The 17,792-nt window shown below is 62.1% G+C and carries 19 protein-coding genes; 9 read left to right on the forward strand and 10 right to left on the reverse strand.

The genetic code is table 11. The features are described from left to right. The first annotated feature begins 11 nt into the window (after window positions 1-11). Window positions 12-809 (forward strand): zinc transporter ZupT, encoded by a 798-nt coding sequence (gene zupT / locus MHY24_RS00900; protein WP_150851315.1) that lies wholly within the window; start codon window positions 12-14, stop codon window positions 807-809. 27 nt (window positions 810-836) lie between these two features. Here the strand turns inward: zupT and MHY24_RS00905 are convergent, their stop codons facing one another. The 3 genes from MHY24_RS00905 to MHY24_RS00915 are packed head-to-tail and all read right to left on the reverse strand — an operon-like array spanning window position 837 to window position 3,053. After that, window positions 837-1,784, reverse strand: coding sequence for a DUF808 domain-containing protein (locus MHY24_RS00905; protein WP_239192536.1), 948 nt, complete (start codon window positions 1,782-1,784; stop codon window positions 837-839). A gap of 3 nt (window positions 1,785-1,787) precedes the next feature. Next, entirely contained in the window at window positions 1,788-2,324 is a 537-nt protein-coding gene (locus tag MHY24_RS00910) for a DUF402 domain-containing protein (RefSeq protein ID WP_239192533.1), read from the reverse strand. Further along, on the reverse strand, window positions 2,325-3,053 hold the full coding sequence (locus MHY24_RS00915) for a hypothetical protein (protein ID WP_204609569.1): 729 nt from the start codon (window positions 3,051-3,053) through the stop codon (window positions 2,325-2,327). 275 nt (window positions 3,054-3,328) lie between these two features. Here MHY24_RS00915 and typA point away from each other — a divergent pair, with 275 nt between their 5' ends. Then, complete coding sequence (gene typA, locus MHY24_RS00920; RefSeq protein ID WP_239192530.1) at window positions 3,329-5,239, forward strand: translational GTPase TypA; 1,911 nt, start codon at window positions 3,329-3,331, stop codon at window positions 5,237-5,239. Between the two features lie 11 nt (window positions 5,240-5,250). On the opposite strand, the gene MHY24_RS00925 is transcribed toward typA, so the two are convergent. Next, on the reverse strand, window positions 5,251-5,913 hold the full coding sequence (locus MHY24_RS00925; protein ID WP_239192528.1) for a GPP34 family phosphoprotein: 663 nt from the start codon (window positions 5,911-5,913) through the stop codon (window positions 5,251-5,253). Between the two features lie 89 nt (window positions 5,914-6,002). Between MHY24_RS00925 and MHY24_RS00930 the strand changes: the two genes are divergently transcribed. From MHY24_RS00930 to MHY24_RS00960, 7 genes are read left to right on the forward strand one after another with little or no spacing between them, the layout of a single operon-like run. Then, window positions 6,003-7,634 (forward strand): ABC transporter family substrate-binding protein, encoded by a 1,632-nt coding sequence (locus tag MHY24_RS00930; RefSeq protein WP_239228036.1) that lies wholly within the window; start codon window positions 6,003-6,005, stop codon window positions 7,632-7,634. After that, window positions 7,624-8,493 carry a PIG-L family deacetylase gene (locus MHY24_RS00935; protein WP_239192522.1) on the forward strand — a complete coding sequence of 290 codons (870 nt, stop codon included), beginning with the start codon at window positions 7,624-7,626 and terminating at the stop codon, window positions 8,491-8,493. The genes MHY24_RS00930 and MHY24_RS00935 overlap by 11 nt, the downstream gene beginning before the upstream one ends. Next, on the forward strand, window positions 8,493-8,870 hold the full coding sequence (locus MHY24_RS00940; protein WP_005327488.1) for a hypothetical protein: 378 nt from the start codon (window positions 8,493-8,495) through the stop codon (window positions 8,868-8,870). Before MHY24_RS00935 ends, MHY24_RS00940 begins: the two co-directional genes overlap by 1 nt. A 53-nt stretch (window positions 8,871-8,923) precedes the next feature. Further along, on the forward strand, window positions 8,924-9,247 hold the full coding sequence (fdxA, locus tag MHY24_RS00945; RefSeq protein WP_005327491.1) for a ferredoxin: 324 nt from the start codon (window positions 8,924-8,926) through the stop codon (window positions 9,245-9,247). A gap of 3 nt (window positions 9,248-9,250) precedes the next feature. Then, the gene (gene dapC / locus MHY24_RS00950) at window positions 9,251-10,339 is read left to right on the forward strand and encodes a succinyldiaminopimelate transaminase (protein WP_239192520.1); all 1,089 of its coding nucleotides are present in this window, start codon (window positions 9,251-9,253) and stop codon (window positions 10,337-10,339) included. Then, entirely contained in the window at window positions 10,296-11,171 is an 876-nt protein-coding gene (locus MHY24_RS00955; protein WP_239192517.1) for a pseudouridine synthase, read from the forward strand. The genes dapC and MHY24_RS00955 overlap by 44 nt, the downstream gene beginning before the upstream one ends. 30 nt (window positions 11,172-11,201) lie before the next feature. Then, a complete protein-coding gene (locus MHY24_RS00960; RefSeq protein WP_204609555.1) occupies window positions 11,202-11,765 on the forward strand; it encodes a GtrA family protein in 564 nt (187 codons plus the stop codon). A gap of 311 nt (window positions 11,766-12,076) precedes the next feature. Here the strand turns inward: MHY24_RS00960 and MHY24_RS00965 are convergent, their stop codons facing one another. From MHY24_RS00965 to MHY24_RS00990, 6 genes are all read right to left on the reverse strand, one after another. Then, entirely contained in the window at window positions 12,077-12,559 is a 483-nt protein-coding gene (locus MHY24_RS00965) for a transcriptional regulator (protein ID WP_204609553.1), read from the reverse strand. Then, window positions 12,552-12,761, reverse strand: coding sequence for a helix-turn-helix transcriptional regulator (locus MHY24_RS00970; protein ID WP_049377975.1), 210 nt, complete (start codon window positions 12,759-12,761; stop codon window positions 12,552-12,554). Before MHY24_RS00970 ends, MHY24_RS00965 begins: the two co-directional genes overlap by 8 nt. A gap of 57 nt (window positions 12,762-12,818) precedes the next feature. Further along, window positions 12,819-13,676 carry a type IV toxin-antitoxin system AbiEi family antitoxin domain-containing protein gene (locus MHY24_RS00975; RefSeq protein WP_239192513.1) on the reverse strand — a complete coding sequence of 286 codons (858 nt, stop codon included), beginning with the start codon at window positions 13,674-13,676 and terminating at the stop codon, window positions 12,819-12,821. Between the two features lie 318 nt (window positions 13,677-13,994). Further along, a complete protein-coding gene (locus MHY24_RS00980) occupies window positions 13,995-15,326 on the reverse strand; it encodes an amino acid permease (RefSeq protein WP_239228111.1) in 1,332 nt (443 codons plus the stop codon). A 99-nt stretch (window positions 15,327-15,425) separates the two neighbouring features. Beyond that, window positions 15,426-16,397 (reverse strand): 2,3,4,5-tetrahydropyridine-2,6-dicarboxylate N-succinyltransferase, encoded by a 972-nt coding sequence (gene dapD, locus MHY24_RS00985; protein ID WP_150851324.1) that lies wholly within the window; start codon window positions 16,395-16,397, stop codon window positions 15,426-15,428. Between the two features lie 17 nt (window positions 16,398-16,414). Next, window positions 16,415-17,773, reverse strand: coding sequence for an amino acid permease (locus tag MHY24_RS00990; protein WP_239228037.1), 1,359 nt, complete (start codon window positions 17,771-17,773; stop codon window positions 16,415-16,417). Window positions 17,774-17,792: the final 19 nt, after the last annotated feature.

The raw sequence follows: 17,792 nt of genomic DNA on the forward strand, positions 1-17,792 counted from the left end.
GGGTGCCAGCTATGACTTTTAGTACCTTTGCCTTTGCCTTCGCCTTGGTGCTGCTGTCGGGTCTATCGACCTCGATTGGCGGCGCTTTGGCGGTGGGAAGGCGCCAGCCGGGGCCGGCTTTTATGGCCGCTGCACTGGGGCTTTCGGCCGGCGTGATGCTGTATGTCTCCTTTATGGAGATCCTGCCGGAAGGCATTGCGCAGCTTTCCGACGCCCTCGGCGAGGAAACCACCGGCACCTGGGCCGCCGTCGGGGCGTTCTTTGCTGGCATCGCCGTCATCGCCATCATTGACCGGCTCGTGCCGGAGGAGATTAACCCCCATGAGCCGGCCACCACGGCCGAAGAAGCCCGCCGCAAGAAGCTAATGAAAACCGGCGTATTTACCGCCTGCGCGCTGGGCCTGCACAATTTCCCCGAGGGGTTTGCCACCTTCCTATCCGGCCTGGATTCTAAGGAAGTTGCGGTGCCGGTGGCGGTGGCCATCGCCATTCACAATATCCCGGAAGGCATTGCGGTGGCTGTTCCGCTGCGCGAGGCCACTGGCTCCCGCAAGAAGGCCTTTTGGTGGGCCACCTTGTCTGGCCTGGCCGAGCCGCTCGGCGCGCTCATCGGCTTCGGCCTTCTCATGCCGGTTATTGGTCCGGCGACGATGGGCATTAGCTTCGCCGCCATCGCCGGCATTATGGTCTTTATCTCGCTGGATGAGCTATTGCCCACCGCGGAGGAGACCGGCGAGCACCATCACGCCATTTACGGCTTGATTGCCGGCATGGCCGTGATGGCGGTTTCGCTGATGCTATTTATGTAGCCGGCTATGCAGCCGGGCTACGGAGCGTTAAGCTTCCGCCGGCTCGGCAGAAGTGGCCGAAGTCTTGCCAAAGGAGGCCTTAACCGCCATCACGATGGTGGCAACGACTACGCCAAGCACCAGGCCGCAGACCATGGACATGCCGGTATCTGCCAGCCATGCCAGGGCGCCATTGGAGATATTCTCGGTCGTGGACGCGATGAATTCGTGGGGCTGATCCATGCCGAACTCGTGCAGGCCCTTGACCACGATATGGCCGCCTACCCACAGCATGGCGGCGGTACCGATGACGCCGATGATATCCAGCACGATCGGCATGCCCTTGACCAAGGCGTTGCCCACCGTGGACTTGCCATCGTGGCGCTTATTGAGGGCCATGCCAATATCGTCCATCTTGACCAAAAGGCCAACGGCGCCGTAGACACCCAGGGTCAGCAAGATGCCGACGAAGATGAGGGCACCCAGGCGCATCCAAAATGGCTCGTTGATGACCTCATTAAGGGAAATGACCATGATCTCGGCAGACAAGATGAGGTCGGTGGTGATAGCGGACTTAACTAGGCTGTCCTCGGCATCGGCGCCCTTTTCCTGGACTGACTCGGTCTCCTTTTCCCGGTGGGGGAGAACGTGGTGCAGGATCTTCTCCGCACCTTCAAAGCACAAGAAAGTACCGCCGCACATCAGGATGGGGGTGAGTGCCCACGGTGCGATCCAAGAGAGGATCATGGCGATGGGCAAGATGATGACGAGCTTATTGATGAGCGAGCCCTTGGTGATGCGCCAGATCATCGGCAGCTCGCGTTGCGGCTTGATTCCCTCCACGTATTGCGGGGTTACGGCAGCATCGTCGACCACCACACCTGCGGCCTTCACGGAAGTTTTGCCCGCGAGGGCGGCCACATCGTCAACGCTGGAGGCAGCGGAGCGGGCGATCAGGGCGACGTCGTCAAGCAGGGCAAAAAGGCCACCGGCCATAAATTATCCTTCTGGGGTTAAGGTGATGTTATCGGACCACGTTAAGTGTATCCCCTGATGCGCCAGCCAAGCCATCGCATCATCACCGCTGCGAGTAATGCCCTCGACCGCGGCAAGTGTAGTGTCGATCGCTTTCTCGGCGTCCTCGGCAGAAATCAAGCCAGCGGAGGTCGCGGCAGAGAGCTCATCAATATCGAGCACGGAAATGGGCTTGCCGCGGGTGGCAACAAGATCCACATAAAGATCGCGGGTGGTCCACACCGTGCCATCGCGCTGGATTTCGGCCACATCAATATAAAAGTCTTGGTGGACGTCTACGCCGGGGCGGAAATGGAAAATATTGGCGCGCAGGTTGAGATCGGGCAGCAGCCACGATTCCAAGTACCCGAAGCGTGGGTGGTCGGCGCCGCGTGCCATGTAGAGGCCGAACTCCGTCTCGGTGTACGTGTCGACCTCGCGCAGGAATCCCTTGGGATCGGTATTGGTGTACTCGGCGGTATTAAAGGTCTCGCGCTTGACCGGATGGAGATCCACCGGCATCTACTTCACCTCAAGGAAGGCGGCGGTCGGGGCAAAATTGCAGCGGGATTCCTGGGTGTTCACGCCGCCAGAAAGCAGCGCGATGACGGTGCCCTTGCCGGTCTGGGCGGTGCCGGACAAGGTGGTAGGGCCGTCCTGATTGATGCCATTGTTATTCAGTGGGGTGACACCGCTGCGCAGGGTGTCAAGGTTGAACCACTGCACGTTCATCCCGCCTTGTTCGCGCGCGGCCGGTGGGGTGCCAAGAGCGGTGAAGAGGAATACGGTTTCACCGGGCTTTGCGCCCGGTGCCGGCATTTCGGTGGGGCCGGGAACGGCGATGGCCGAGCCCATGGCATCGCTGGTGCCGTCGATGCAGTGTGCGGAGACCGTGGGCCAGTAGAACTGGCGGAAGTTCGGGTTATTGCCCTCCGGCATGGCTACCCCGTCCTTGCCATCGCCGCCGCCGGCGAAGAACGCGAGGCCCGAGAGGATAGCGTTGCGAACATCCTCGGGAATCCACGGTTGTGCCGCAAAAGCGCGGATGCGGTCCTGGGTTTCCTGGTTGGGGCGGCCGAGCTCGTCCAGTGGGCTATGGGAGGACGCCTGCTGCACCAAGGAAGAAAGATCCGGTGCGGAAGCCTGCGCTGGGGCGACGAGGGGAGAGGCGAGGCCGATGAGCGCGGCCGTGGCAGCGGCGATATAACCGGTGCGGCCGGACAGGCGCCAGGTGGTGCGGGCGTGGCTCACGTTATCAATTCCTTGGGTGCGGTCTCGGGAAGGGCGGTTAAACCCCAGTTGTCACATTTGTAACAATATTACCTACAGTAACGATAGTGATGGCTGGGGGAGTGTCAAGTGCTTTGGCAATCTATAAGATTTTTCGCCCGTTCTATACGGTGCGTTACGGGGTAAAGCCATCCCCAATGCTGCACTTGGCCCTTTAAGGGGGTATCGTGGGAGCTCGTTCAAGATCAATTTCGCGCGCGCAAGCGCTGTAGATCCTCCGAAGGAGAACCCCACTAGTGAGTAATACCGAGTTCCGTAATGTTGCCATCGTCGCGCACGTTGACCATGGCAAGACCACCCTGGTCAACGGCATGCTGGAGCAGTCCGGCGCCTTTGGTGACCACGGTGAACACACGGACCGCGTCATGGACTCCAATGATCAGGAGCGCGAGCGCGGCATTACCATTCTGGCCAAGAACACGGCCATTCACCGCAAGGGCCTGGGCAAGGACGGCCAGGACCTGATTATTAACGTCATCGACACCCCAGGCCACGCCGACTTCGGTGGCGAGGTCGAGCGCGGTATTTCCATGGTGGATGGCGTTGTCTTGCTCGTCGATGCCTCCGAGGGTCCGCTGCCGCAGACCCGCTTCGTGCTCACCAAGGCACTAGAAGCCAAGCTGCCGGTTATCATCTGCGTGAACAAGACTGACCGCCCAGATGCCCGCATCGACGAGGTTGTCTCCGAGTCTCAGGACCTGCTGCTGGAAATCGCCGCCGGCCTGGAGGACGAGGAAGCTGCGGCCGCCGCCGAGGAGCTGCTGGACCTTCCGGTTCTCTACGCTTCCGGCCGCGCCGGCGTTGCCTCCACCGAGAACCCAGGCGATGGCAACGTCCCTGAAGGCGAGGATCTGCAGCCGCTTTTCGACGTCATCTACAACGTCCTCCCAGAGCCCTCCGCTACCGTCGACGCCCCGCTGCAGGCGCACGTGACCAACCTGGACGCCTCCGACTTCCTGGGCCGTATCGCGCTGCTGCGCATCTACGCCGGCCGCATCAAGAAGGGCCAGCAGGTGGCCTGGATCCACTACGACGAGGATGGCAACCAGCACACCAAGACCGTGAAGGTCGCCGAGCTGCTGCGCACCGTTGGCTTCGAGCGCCAGCCCGCGGAGGAGGCCATCGCCGGCGATATCGTAGCCATTTCCGGTATCTCCGATGTCATGATTGGTGACACCATCGCCGATCCGGAAAACCCTGAGGCTCTGCCGCGCATCACCGTGGACGAGCCGGCCATCTCCATGACCATCGGCGTCAATACCTCCCCGATGGCAGGACAGGGCGGTGGCGATAAACTTACCGCGCGTATGGTCAAGGCCCGGTTGGAGCAGGAGCTTATCGGTAACGTGTCCCTGCGCGTGCTGCCTACCGAGCGCCCCGATGCTTGGGAGGTCCAGGGCCGCGGCGAGATGGCGCTATCCGTGCTCATCGAGTCCATGCGCCGCGAGGGCTTCGAGCTGACCATCGGCAAGCCGCAGGTTGTGACCAAGGAAATCGACGGCAAGACCTACGAGCCATACGAGATCCTCACCATTGACTCCCCGTCCGAGCACCAGGGCGCTATTACCCAGCTGTTGGCTGGCCGCAAGGGTCAGATGCAGGCCATGGACGTTCGCGAGGGCGACTGGGTGCGCATGGTCTTCCGCGTTCCTGCTCGCGGTCTCATTGGCTTCCGCACCCAGTTCATGACCGAGACACGTGGTGCCGGCATTGCCAACTCCATTTCCGACGGCCTGGATGTCTGGGCCGGCGAGATCAAGTCCCGCCCGACCGGCTCTCTCGTGGCTGACCGTACCGGCCAGATCACTCAGTACGCGCTGATGCAGCTGGCTGACCGCGGCAACTTCTTCGTCGAGCCGGGCGCCGAGGCTTATGAGGGCATGGTCGTTGGTGCCAATAACCGCGATGAGGATATTGACATCAACATCACCAAGGAAAAGAAGCTGACCAATATGCGCTCCGCTACTGCGGATGCCACCGTCACCCTGGCCAAGGCGCACACCCTCTCCTTGGAAGAAGCACTGGAATTCTGTGGTAACGACGAGTGCGTCGAGGTCGCCCCGGACGTCCTGCGCGTGCGCAAGGTGGAGCTTTCCGCTACCGACCGCAAGCGTGCTGCTGCTCGCAAGAAGCAGATGAATAAGTAATAAGCCGCACCCTAGGTGGTGGTGATTGCCGCTGATGTGGCCACCATCGCCGCAACCGCTGCCGCCTCCTCAACTACGGCCTTGACCGCTGAGGAGGCGGTTTTGTCATACTCCACCTCTTTTTTGATGTCCTGAATGCGTGCCCGCATCTCCCGGCGCTTCATTCCCTCCGCATTGTTTTTCAGCAGGGTATAGGCGCCGCTGACCTCGCGGAGAATATCGAGAATAATGACGTCGTTGACCTCGGCCGGCCGCTGCGCCTCCAGCACCGCAACCAACCGTTCGCGCAGTTCCTTTTCCAGCTCCAAGTCCGTCATGATGTAGCGGTCGCCGCTTATCTGCCACCACTTGGCCTTTTCCACGTCGAGCTGTCCATTTGCGTGGAAATCCAACGCGATGATTTCCCGCGGGGTAAACCACGAGGCCTCCAAGAGGCTCTGCATGCTGGTGGCTTTGTGTTGCTGCAGCTCCTCCCAGGCCCAAGCCAACACGGGGTGCTCTGGGCGCTGTGGAGTGGTCTCTACCTTCTTCTTCTCACCGAGCTCTACGTGACCGCCCAGCAGCAGGTCCGCGAGTACGGTGGCGCGCAGGGCGGCCTCATTATTGGATACCCAGTCTTCCTTCTTGCCGTTGTCCTTGGTTAGTAGAAGGAACATTTCTTGGCAGATGAGCATCGGGGCCTCCTTAAAAGTTGCGGTCTATGGCCGAGTCTAGCGCCAATAATCTTCGTTTCGGCGGGGGAGAGGGACTAAAGTAGTCCGCGATGAAAAAGAATCCGGCTTCACCAAGGCGCGCGGCGTCGGCAATCGCAGCGGTACTCAGCACCGCCAGCCTTGCACTACTTAGCGCCTGCGCGGCTAACCCCGGCCCACCACCGGTGGTGGAGGAAAATGCCTCCGTGCTGCAAGAAGATCAGACCACCACCACGCCTACCCCGGAAGAAGAGCAGCCGCAGGATGCCGACTCCGCCAAGCGCCCCACCATCTCGGTGGGCGTGGACCCCTTGCGCGCGGGATTGAACCCGCACCTGGTGGCCAATAACTCCGAGCTGGTCGACCAGATTGCAGAACTGGTGCTGCCCTCAGCGTTCCACAACGGGCAAAGGGACGCCGATATCCTCGAATCCGCCTCTGAGGTCACCGCGCCTAAGGGCGTGGTGCAGCGGGTGCGCTACGTCATTGCCTCGCCCGCACAATGGTCCGATGGCACACCCATTTCCGGTGCGGACTTTAGCTACCTGTGGAAGCAGATGACCACTACCGCCGGTGTGCGCGATCCTTCCGGCTACCACGCCATATCGGCTGTTAATACCTCCGATGGCGGCCGCGTAGTCACCGTGGATTTCTCCGAGAAGGTGAAAGATTGGCACCTGCTTTTTCATAATTTGTTGCCTTCCCACCTGCTGCAGGACGATAACTTCGGCTCCGCCTTGGCCGATAAGATTCCGGCATCGGCCGGGCGCTTCCTCGTCGATAGCGTGGACCGCGGCCGCGGAGTCATTACCTTGAACCGGAACGACCGCTTCTGGGGTGCCAATCCGGCGCAGGTGGACGTCATTCAGCTGCGCGAGGTGCGCGATAGCACCCAGGCGCTTAATATGCTGCGCTCCGGGCAGATTGGTTTCGCGGACTTCACGCCTGGCCAAACCTCGCAGGAAGCACTGGGCCTTTTGGGGCATGTTTCCGATAAGACACTGACCCGCCCGCGCCAACTGCGCCTGCACATGTCCACCGCGGATGAAGCTCTGGAAGAAAGGGCCGCGCGCCGCGGATTGGCCTCGCTGATTGATACGGACCAGGTCGCGCGCTTGGCCACCGGCCGCGCCTCCAACCTCGAACCGGGGAATAACCCCATTAGTAAGGACACGGATCTCACTGCGCTGCGCACTCGCGCTAGTAAGAAGCCGATTCGCTTTGCGGTAGACCCCACCAGCCCCACGGCCTTGGCCGCGGCCAATACGCTTTATGACGTCCTCGAAGCCCACGGGATCGCCGCCGAGGTGGTGTCCGAGCGCCTGACCACGATCACCTCCAAGCTCCTGCCCGAAGGTGAGGTGGATGCGGTAGTGACCTGGGAGGATATCTCCCTGAACTCGGTGGCCGCGGCAAATATCTTCAGCTGCGATGACAAGCAGCCGCTCGCCGGCGACCTGTCCGGAATCTGCCCGGAGAACGCGGAGGAGATTCGCGAGGAGATTTTATCCGGCGCCCTGAGCCCAAAGGAAGCACTCGGACGCATTCGCGATGTGAACTCTAAAGAAGCTCTCTACGTGCCTTTGGTGGATGAGACGCGTATCCACGCGCTCGGGGAGGGTATTGTAGGCCCCGGCCAAAGCATCGATGATTGGGACGAGGGTCTTATCACCGCGCCCCGCTGGAGGATAGATGAAGACTAAGGACCTAACCGGCTACCGCGTGGTGGCAGTGCACGCCCACCCGGATGATGAAACCCTCTTTATGGGTGGCACCCTGGCAACTCTAGCCGCACGCGGCGCCGAGGTTATCGTCATTACGCTTACCTTGGGCGAGGACGGCGAGGTCATCGGCGAGCCTTACCAAGGCTTGGCCGATCATGATCAGCTCGGCGGTTTCCGCGCCCGCGAATTGGCCAATGCCCTCGATGCCCTGGGCGTCAAGGGCATCCAACTGGGCGGTTTCGGCCACTTCCATGACTCCGGCATGGCAGGCTCTCCCTCGCACGAGAACCCGCGTGCACTGGTCAATCGCATCGAGGAGGCGGCCGATTTCCTGAGCGACGAGCTCGAGGCGATTCACCCCCACGCCATCTTGACCTACGGGCCCGATGGCGGCTATGGCCACCCGGACCACATTGCGGTGCATAAGGCGGTGATGAAGGCGGCGTCGCCAAGCACGCGCATTTGGTACGGCATTTTTGAACGCGCCGCCAACTATGCCGGTTTGGACACCCTCGATGCGCCGGCGGGGTGGACCAAGCCCAGCCAGGAGTACCTAGACAATTTCACCAACGAGGGCGCGGACGTCACCGTCGCTCTTTCCGACGCCGCCCTGGACGCCAAGCGCTGCGCTATGCGCGCCCACGCCTCCCAAATCTGGGTGGCCGATGGCACCACCACCCGCACCAACCCCGAGGCCGCCGTGGCCGCGCTGCACGAACCCGAGCACGTGCCCGGAGCCTATGGCCTATCCAACCTGCTGGTCATGCCCCTGCTGCGCGCCGAGTACTTCCAGCTGGGCCAGGGTGAGCCGGCCGATGACTTGCTGGGCGGCCTATAATGCGCACGGATTTTAGTCGCGGCGAGCAGGTCACCGGCCTAGTGTGGCTGGCCATCGGCGCGTTGCTATCGGTCTTTCTTGAGGTCATCTACCTCACCGCCCGCATTCCGCTATCCAATGGGGCGAGTGTGGCTTTTCCCATCACCATCCTGCTTGCGTGGTGGTTTAACTCCGTGCTCACCCGCACCGCCCGGCTATGGAGCCCCGCGCCGATGGTCGGCGCCATCCCGCTCATCGTTTGGTGCCTGGGCTTTTTCGCCTTCATGCTCCTCGTACCGATGACAGGAGACATGCTCTTGGCCAATAATATTCTCAGCCTGCTCCTGCTTTTGGCCGGGATAGGCGGGGGCGTTTGGCCATTTTTCAAGCAGAAGTGACATACTGTTAAACATCCCAAATCCGAGAAATCAGGAAGCTTCAAGGAATCTCCATGACTTATACGATCGCACAGCCTTGCGTTGACGTAATGGACCGCGGCTGCGTTGAGGAATGCCCTGTTGACTGCATCTATGAGGGCAAGCGCATGCTCTACATCCACCCGGATGAGTGCGTGGACTGCGGCGCCTGCGAGCCGGCTTGCCCAGTCGAGGCCATCTTCTACGAGGATGACGTTCCCGATGAGTGGCTGGACTACAACGACGCCAACGCGGCCTTCTTCGATGACCTGGGCTCCCCGGGCGGCGCGGCAGCCCTTGGGCCACAGGACTTTGACGTCCCGATGATTGCCGCGCTTCCGCCACAGAATCAGGAGTAAGACATGGCACGCACACCGCTAGGAAAGACGCTTCCAGACTTCCCCTGGGATTCGCTGGCCGGCGCCAAGAAGAAGGCCCAGGCCCACCCGGGTGGAATCGTTGACCTCTCGGTGGGCAACCCCGTTGACCCTGTGTCCCCGGGCGTGCAGCTCGCGTTGACCGCGGCCGCGCAGAACCCTGGTTACCCGCAGACCGCCGGCACCCCGGAGCTGCGCGAGGCCATCGCCGCCGCGCTCACCCGCCGCTATAACATGCAGGTTGACCGCGTCCTACCGGTGGTCGGCACCAAGGAGGCCATCGCCTGGCTGCCCACGCTTCTGGGTATGCGCGGCGAGACCGTCGCCTTCCCCTCGGTGGCCTATCCCACCTATGAGGTGGGCGCCTTGCTCGCCGGTGCTAAGCCGCTGCGCGCGGATTCCGATTTCCAGGATGCCTCCCTGGTCTTTTTGAATTCGCCCTCCAATCCCACCGGCCGCGTCCTCGGCGTGGAGGAGCTGCGCCGCATCGTGGCGTGGGCACGGGAGACCGGCGCCATCATCGCCTCCGATGAGTGCTATATGAGCCTGGGCTGGAACGACGATAATCCGCCGGTGTCCATCCTTGATCCGCGCGTGACCGATGGCGATAACACCGGCCTCATCGCCATGCATTCGCTGTCCAAGACGGCGAATATGGCCTCCTACCGCGCCGGCTTCTTCGCGGGCGATAACGAGCTCATCGCCGAGCTGCTGCAGCTGCGCAAGCACGCTGGCCTCATCGTTCCAGGCCCCATCCAGGCCGCCATGGTCGCCGCGCTAAACGACGACGACACCGAGGCCCTCCAGCGCAACCGCTACGCCTCCCGCCGTGCGGTGCTCATGCACGCGCTTGTCGACGCCGGCTTTACCATCGACCACTCCGATGCCGGCCTGTACTTGTGGGCCACCCGGGGCGAGAATTGCCGCGAGACCATCGACTGGCTGGCTGAGCGCGGCATCCTCGCTGCCCCGGGCGACTTCTACGGCCCGGCCGGCGAGAAGCACGTGCGCATCGGCCTCAATGGCGCCGATGAGCGCATCGATGCCGCCGTCGACCGCCTCGCCGGTGCCTAATTCGGGCAGGCCTCCCGCCCGCGCGGGCATCTCCCCGCGCAAAACGGTCCTGCGTGGCCGCGTGCCGGAGGAAGGGGAGTACTTCGCCGCCCGTGCCGGCGACTCTCCCTTTTCGCCCGGCACCGTGCTGCCGCCCGGCGCCGCACTTTCACACCCCGTGCCCGCCTGGTACCACCCTGCGGTGCCGCCGGAGCCCCCGATTCCTTTCGACTACTCCGTGGTCCACGCCGACCGCGACCTCATCGTGGCCGATAAGCCGCACTTCCTGCCCACGACCACCAACGGCCGCCTCCAACGCGAAACGCTGCAAACGCGCCTGCGCGTGGACTTTGGCGAGGACGACATCGTACCCCTGCACCGCCTGGATCGCCTGACCGCTGGCCTCGTCATCTGCTCCCGCAATCCCGAAACCCGCGCCGCCTACCAGCGCATCTTCCTGGAGGGGAGTGCGGTGAAGAGGTATCGGGGCGTCGTCAAGCAGCCGCTTTTCATAGACCGGGAAATTGACCTGCGCATGCGCAAGCCCCGCGGAGCGCGCCAGGTGCTCGTGGCCCCCGAAGGCACACTGACCTCCACGTACGTACGCGCCGCCGGCCGGGAGGTGACCATGTGGCCGCGCACCGGCCATACCCACCAGCTGCGCGTGCTGCTCAATTACCTCGGCCACCCACTGCTTGGCGACGATACCTATCCTACCCCGCGCAAGCTCGACCTCTATGGTTTCCGAACCCCGCTCGCCCTGCTCCACGAGGCTATAACTTTTATAGATCCTCTATCACATTCCGAGCGTCAATTTTTCAGTTCCCAGGCTTTAAGAACTACAATCGAGTAGTTATTTAATCACTGGCTAGAAAGGCGGCCCATGGCAGACCTCAGCGTCGCGCGCTTTGTGTCCAATTTTGGGCAGTTTCTCAAATTCGGCATCGTCGGCGGTTCCGGTACCGCGGTAAATCTCATCACCTCGGTCCTGGCGAAGAAGTGGGGCTGGGCATGCTTCGAAGCGATGCCCAATGACCCGCTGGTCAACCTCTTCGGAACCCAATTTCACCTGCGCTGGTTCATGCTCTATTCCACCATCGCTTTCTTAGTCGCAAATACGTGGAACTACCAGCTCAACCGCATGTGGACCTTCAAGTCAGTGTCTAAAGTGTCCTGGATCCGCGGATTCTTCCCCTTCCTGCTCGCCGGTATTGGTGCCTTCGTGGTGTCGATGGCGATTCAGCATCTGCTGATGAATCCCACCTCTCCGCTCCATTTGCCGGCCGATATTCTGGATGATTCCACCGGCCTGCGCACGATGTATTACTGGGCAAACGCCATTTCCATCATCGTGGCGATGCCCATCAACTTCGTCATCAACAAGCTGTGGACCTTCCGCTCGAAGCCGAAGGCGCCTCAGGTTGTCCAGGAAACTGAACCTGCCTAGCCAGGTCCCGGGCCGGCCTCATCCGCCTCGCTCTGTCCCGCCCCTTGGCCGCATCGCCTTTCGCCCCACCGCCCTTCGCGCTCACCAGCGCACGGCGATGGGGCTTTTTCTAGCTGCCGGTGAGCGGGAAGGGGGGCGTCGGCAAGCAATGCTCCCGTCGCGGTCACCGGCATCCCTTCGACGACGGTGAGTGGGCCTCTCGGTGAGTGCGAGGGGGCGGTACCTCCCCACGCGCTCACTGGGGCAGAAAACGCGAGAACCCGCCGTCCGCGGTGAGCGCGAAGGGCGGGTGGAGGGGAGCGGGAGTGGGACTAGTCTTCGAGCTCGGCATCCAGGCGAGCCTGGTCGCGGCGGTGCTGGCGGCGACGAATGAAGGGGGTGAGGATGAGTACGGTGATTACACCGACGGCGGTGCCGAGGAGGTAAGAGGCGGGGCTGTGGCCGTCGGCAGGCGCGTAGGCGTTATAGGCAATGCCAGCGAACATGGCGATAAGTGGGATGAAATAGACGGCCATTGCGGTCCAATTTCGGCCCACTGGTGGGGTGGCGACGCGCTTGCGCATCCAAGCTGTGCCGATGGAATTGCCGAGGATGGACGGTACGAGCGCGAGGAAGCACAGCATGCTCATTCGGCCGGGGAGAACCCAGGCGAGGATTGCGGCGACGACGAGCTCGAGGAATGGGATGAGAGTGATGCCAATTGCGCAGGCTTTATAGAGCGTGTCGCGTTCGAATTCATCGCGAGTGGCGCGCTCGATTTCATTGAGGGAGTAGTTGGCAATGGCGTTAATCATGTTGTTCGGCTCCAAAGATTTCTTCGACGGATTTACCTAGTTCGTGGCAAATGTCCAGTGCGAGGTGCACCGAAGGGGAGTAATTGCCCCGTTCGATATTGGCGATGGTCTGGCGGGAGACGCCGGCTTTTTCAGCGAGTTCGGCTTGTGATAATTCGAGCCAGCGGCGCCATTTGCGGACCATGTTGGGGTGGTCGGCCATCTGGACTCCTTTACTGTGTGTCTTGCTTGCATATCCGAATGTAAAGGATAATTGTCATTAAAGCAAATGTTTCACACATAGATGCCATTTCCAGTAAGGCTGAGTTGCTGAGGTCGGAAGCTCAGGGTTGCGGCCTTTTAGCACCTCAAGAGTGGCTTTGATAAGTAGGATGGCTTCGCTGAGGTGGTAGTTGATGTCGTCGGCAGTAAAGCGCAAAACCGTATATCCGTGGGCGACGGCCGAGTTTTGTTTGGACCGGTCAGCTTGAAAGGCCTCGCTGTGCTTGTGGTATTCCCAGCCATCGACCTCCACAAGGAGCCTTCCAATCCTGAGATCAAAGCGGTACCCCGCAATGAGAGCATTGTGTTCTGGGAAAATTCCTTCAGTGCGCAGCTTTCTGCTTAAAGTGCGCTCCGGTGGGCTATCCGCTCCAATCGCGGCGTGCCGGATCGTCTCATTTAGACTCCTTGGGACGCGCCGCATTCGCCGACGATCCGTTTCTAGACGGCCGGGGCCGTGTTTCCCTCGGTAGTGTTCTTCCAAAAGAGGCCTGCAGGCTCGCGAAATCCTTCGCGCGGCCCACAACGGTTGCATCACCGGAAGGCCGTTGACATTGTGCGTGGCTTGAAGTCGCGAGTGTGAAACGCGAAAGCTCTTATCCTTCAAAGTGTGCGGTCCCTCCGCTTCCAGAGGAAATGTCAGCTGCCGGCCGAGGTAAATCTCTTGCGCCGTCTTTCCCGTGAAATGGATGCGGCTGAGCCCATGCGCCAGCGCCCGCGCCACCGCCCACGGCGTCCATTCATCGGTATAAATCCCCCGATGCACGCGATAGAGCTTCCCCTCGCGCACTTTGCGACGAATCGCATCCTTGCTCAAACCTTGCCCGCGCAGTTCCGCGGTAGTCCATTCCCCCATGGGGCTTAACCTAAGCGGTCGTGGTGGGCTGGAGCTATGTGCGTCGCGGCATCCTGTGGATAACCCGGGGTTCGGGGGTGATTTTCCGCTGCGTGGTCCGGATAGCTGTGGATAACTGCCCTTCGCGCTCACCGGCGGCCCCGGGTTGCCCTGATTTGAGTTCCCCGTGAGCGCGACGGGAGGGGGCGTGGGCAGAGTTCGCCCTAGGCGCTCACCAGGTGACGAAAAAGAGAGACCCCGCCTCGTGCCGGTGAGCGCGAAGGGCGGGAGTGGCCGAGGGAGGACGGAGGGGCGAGGTGAGCCCCCTGGGATAAGGGGCTAGGTGAGGGGCAGCGTTGAGGTCGGGTTGATGCCGCGAACCTTGGAATTGATGACGCCGGCGATGGCGAGCACCGCGAACATGGCGGCGGCGGAGAGGAGTTGGGTGCGGGCGGTGGCGTCGGTAAGCATGAGCACCGCGATGGCCGCAAAGAGGGCGAGGGCGAACCAGGTGAGGTAGGGGAAGGCCCACATGCGGATGGGGAGGGGGTGGAGCGCCTCGAGCTGGCGGCGCAGGCGTAGCTGGCTGACGGCGATGAAGACCCAGACGATGAGTAGGGAGGCGCCGGCGGCGTTGAGCATGAAAGTAAGGAGCCAGCCGGTATCGGCGTAGTTGAGCGCGACCATGACGGCCGAGAGGAGGACAGAGAGGGCGATGGCGGTGGTGGGAACGCCGTCCTTATTGGTGGTGGTGAAGATGCGCGGGGCCTCGCCGCGGGAGGCTAGGGAATGCATCATGCGGGAGGAGGCGTAGATCTGCGAGTTGAAGGCGGAGAGTAGTGCGAGGACGATGACGACTTCCATGATGCCGGCCGCGCCCGGGATGCCGGCGCGCTCGAGAACCATGGTGAAGGGGGATTCCGCGGCCGTGGAGGCACCGCCCAGGATGGAATAGGGCAGGAGGAACGTGATGACGAGGACGGAGCCTAGGTAGAACACGGAAATACGCAAGATGGTGGAGCGCACGGCGTTGACTAGGGATTTCTCGGGGTCTTCGGATTCGGCAGAAGCGATGGCAACCACCTCGATGCCGCCGAAGGCGAAGGCTACGGCCAACAGGCCAGCCGCGACGCCGCCGAGGCCATTGGGCATGAAGCCGTCCTCCAAGAAGACGGAGGTACCGATGAAGGAATGGCCGGGCAGGAGGCCCAGGATGAGCAGCGCGCCGATAATGAGGAAGGCCACGATGACAACGACCTTGATGAGGGCGAACCAGTACTCGAATTCGCCGAAGCTGCGCACGCGCAGCAGATTGATGATGCCGAAGAGGACCACGCAGATGGCGGCGGGAATCCATGGCGAGACGTTGAACCAAGAGCCGATGAAGCCGGCCGCGCCGGTGATTTCGGCGCCGAGCACGGCGACGGTGGCTAGCCAATAGATCCAGCCCTGGGTAAAGCCCGCCCAGCGGCCGATGCCGTGTTCGGCGTATTCGGAAAAGGAGCCGGAGGCGGGGATAACGGTGCCCATCTCGCCCAGCATCTGCATCACCAAAATGGCCAGAAAGCCTGCGATGACGTAGGCGAGGAGCACGGCGGGGCCGGCGGCGGAAATGCCGACGCCGGTGCCCAAGAAAAGTCCGGCACCGATGGTGGAGCCTAGCCCCATCATGGTCAGGTGGCGGACCTTCAGGCCAGAACCGAGGGTGGAGGAGTTATCAGTCACCCCTCCATCTTATTTTGCCCGATTGGGCTATAGGAATCGGGGGTGTTAATTCTTGTGCAGCTCGTCGTTAAGCGCGACGGCTTCAGCCTTCCACTCCACGGCCTCAACCGCGCCGGAGACGGAGTTGCGGCGCAGCAGCATGCCGGAGGCACCGGAGAGCTGGGAGCCCTTGACGTTCTCGCCATTGTCGACGCCCAGTGCTTCCGCGACCTTGCCAAAGACGGCTACCTTGGTGCCGGCGGTGACGTAGAGGCCGGCTTCGACCACGGCGTCGTCGCCAAGCGAAATGCCGATGCCGGAGTTGGCGCCGAGGAGGCAGCGCTCGCCGATGGAGATGACCTCCTTGCCGCCGCCGGACAGGGTGCCCATGATGGACGCGCCGCCGCCGATATCGGAGCCATCGCCTACGACGACGCCCGCGGAGATGCGGCCTTCCACCATGGAGGCGCCTAGGGTGCCGGCGTTGAAGTTGACGAAGCCCTCGTGCATGACGGTGGTGCCCTCAGCCAGGTGGGCGCCCAGGCGGACGCGGTCTGCGTCACCGATGCGGACGCCGGACGGCACAACGTAGTCCACCATGCGGGGGAACTTGTCCACGGAGTAGACAACGACCGGGCCGCGGGAGGCCAGGCGGCCGCGCACCATCTGGAAATCGGACACGGCGCACGGGCCGTAGTTGGTCCAGACAACGTTGTTGAGGTGGCCGAAGATGCCATCCATATTCAGGCCGTGCGGCTTGACCGCGCGGTGGGACAGGAGGTGCAGGCGCAGGTAAGCATCGTAGGTATCGACGGGGGCGTCATCCAGATCCTTGATGGAGGTCTCAACGGCGACGCGGGCCACGCCACGCTCCTCGTCCGGGCCTGCCAGTGCGGAGAACTGCTGGGGAACCTCTTCCAGGCGCTTGGTCTCGGTGGTCTCTACGTTCTTATCGGTGTATACGGCCGGGAACCATACGTCCAGGACGGTGCCGTCATGGGTAATGGTTGCTAGGCCACGTGCGGATGCAGAAGTCATGCCCGCTAGCTTAGCAACTACTTCCGCGCCCCCGCGCGCTGGCCGGTGGGAAGTACAAAGGACAAGATGACGAGCACCGCAGCCAGGATGAGCACCGAGATGACCTGGTTGCGCGCGGCCGGATCAAAGAGCATGAGCAGGGTTAGTCCGGCCAGGGCGGCGGCCGTGATCCAGGGCAGCCAGGGGAAGCCGGGCACGTGGATCTCGGTCAGCTCGCCGTTCTTGCGCAGCACGGGGTGCAGCTTGATAAAGGAAGCCACGATGAAGGACCAGATGACCAGCAGGCACCCTCCGACCGCGTTGAAGAGGAATGCCAGGAGCCCCGGCGGGTTCCAGAACTGCAGGCCCACCGAAGCGAAGGCGAAGACCATGGACAAGATGACGGCGTTGATGGGGGAGCCGGCGCGGTTTTGCTTGAGGAAGAATCCCGGGGCGCAGTGGTCTTTGGCCATATCAAAGACCAAGCGGGAGGTGGCGTAAATCTGCGCGTTGAAGGCAGACAGCAAGGCGAGAGCGATAATCGCCTCCATGAAGCCGGCCGCAAATGGAATCTTGGCGGCCGCGAGCACCAGGGTGAAGGGGGAATCGGCCGCGACATCGGCGTCCTGGATGGAGCTAAACGGCAGCGCCATGGTGATCACCACGATGGAGCCGATGTAGAAAATCATGATGCGCACGATGATGGCGCGCACCGCGGTGGCCACGTTGTGCGCCGGGTTCTCGGATTCGGCCGCCGCGATCGTCACCAGCTCGATGCCGCCAAAGGCAAAGGCAACGGCCAGCAAACCGGCGGCGAAGCCCGGCATGCCATTGGGCAGGAAGTTCTCGGTGAAGTTGGTACCGGCCAAGGAGAAATCCATGCCCGGCAGGATGCCCAGCGCCATGAGTACGCCGATGACGAGGAAGGCGACGATGACGCCAACCTTGATGATGGCGAACCAGAACTCGAACTCACCAAAACCGCCCACGGCCGCGAAGTTGACCACCGCGAAAAACGCCACGGCGATAAGCGCTGGAATCCATGGGGCAATATCGAACCAATTGGAAATGATGGCGGCCGCGCCGGTGATTTCGGCGCCCATGACCATGATCAGCATGAACCAGTAAATCCACCCCATGGTAAAGCGCGCCCAGTGGCCATAGGCCTGGCCGGCGTAGGTGGAAAATGACCCCAAAGAGGGGCGGGCGGCAGCCATTTCACCAAGCATCCACATCACCAGTGCGATGAGCGCGCCGGCTACGGCATAGGAGATGAGCACGGAGGTGCCGGAAATCTGGATGCCGAGGCCCACGCCGAGAAAGAGACCGGCGCCCACGGCGGAGCCAAGGCCCATCATCGTGAGATGACGGGAGTTCAATTGAGTGGCTTCGGCCATTGTTATCACCTTACGGGGG

Source organism: Corynebacterium sp. ACRPQ, from assembly GCF_022347225.1.
GTDB lineage: Bacteria > Actinomycetota > Actinomycetes > Mycobacteriales > Mycobacteriaceae > Corynebacterium > Corynebacterium tuberculostearicum_D.

Coding starts and splice junctions, on each gene's coding strand:
- MHY24_RS00935 (WP_239192522.1), top strand. CDS start 7,624: ATGAAGACTAAGGACCTAACCGGCTACCGCGTGGTGGCAGTGCACGCC.
- MHY24_RS00925 (WP_239192528.1), bottom strand. CDS start 5,913: ATGCTCATCTGCCAAGAAATGTTCCTTCTACTAACCAAGGACAACGGC.
- MHY24_RS00910 (WP_239192533.1), bottom strand. CDS start 2,324: ATGCCGGTGGATCTCCATCCGGTCAAGCGCGAGACCTTTAATACCGCC.
- fdxA (WP_005327491.1), top strand. CDS start 8,924: ATGACTTATACGATCGCACAGCCTTGCGTTGACGTAATGGACCGCGGC.
- MHY24_RS00965 (WP_204609553.1), bottom strand. CDS start 12,559: ATGATTAACGCCATTGCCAACTACTCCCTCAATGAAATCGAGCGCGCC.
- dapD (WP_150851324.1), bottom strand. CDS start 16,397: ATGACTTCTGCATCCGCACGTGGCCTAGCAACCATTACCCATGACGGC.
- MHY24_RS00980 (WP_239228111.1), bottom strand. CDS start 15,326: ATGATGGGGCTAGGCTCCACCATCGGTGCCGGACTTTTCTTGGGCACC.
- dapC (WP_239192520.1), top strand. CDS start 9,251: ATGGCACGCACACCGCTAGGAAAGACGCTTCCAGACTTCCCCTGGGAT.
- MHY24_RS00970 (WP_049377975.1), bottom strand. CDS start 12,761: ATGGCCGACCACCCCAACATGGTCCGCAAATGGCGCCGCTGGCTCGAA.
- MHY24_RS00960 (WP_204609555.1), top strand. CDS start 11,202: ATGGCAGACCTCAGCGTCGCGCGCTTTGTGTCCAATTTTGGGCAGTTT.
- MHY24_RS00905 (WP_239192536.1), bottom strand. CDS start 1,784: ATGGCCGGTGGCCTTTTTGCCCTGCTTGACGACGTCGCCCTGATCGCC.
- MHY24_RS00990 (WP_239228037.1), bottom strand. CDS start 17,773: ATGGCCGAAGCCACTCAATTGAACTCCCGTCATCTCACGATGATGGGC.
- MHY24_RS00940 (WP_005327488.1), top strand. CDS start 8,493: ATGCGCACGGATTTTAGTCGCGGCGAGCAGGTCACCGGCCTAGTGTGG.
- zupT (WP_150851315.1), top strand. CDS start 12: ATGACTTTTAGTACCTTTGCCTTTGCCTTCGCCTTGGTGCTGCTGTCG.
- MHY24_RS00955 (WP_239192517.1), top strand. CDS start 10,296: ATGAGCGCATCGATGCCGCCGTCGACCGCCTCGCCGGTGCCTAATTCG.
- MHY24_RS00975 (WP_239192513.1), bottom strand. CDS start 13,676: ATGGGGGAATGGACTACCGCGGAACTGCGCGGGCAAGGTTTGAGCAAG.
- MHY24_RS00930 (WP_239228036.1), top strand. CDS start 6,003: ATGAAAAAGAATCCGGCTTCACCAAGGCGCGCGGCGTCGGCAATCGCA.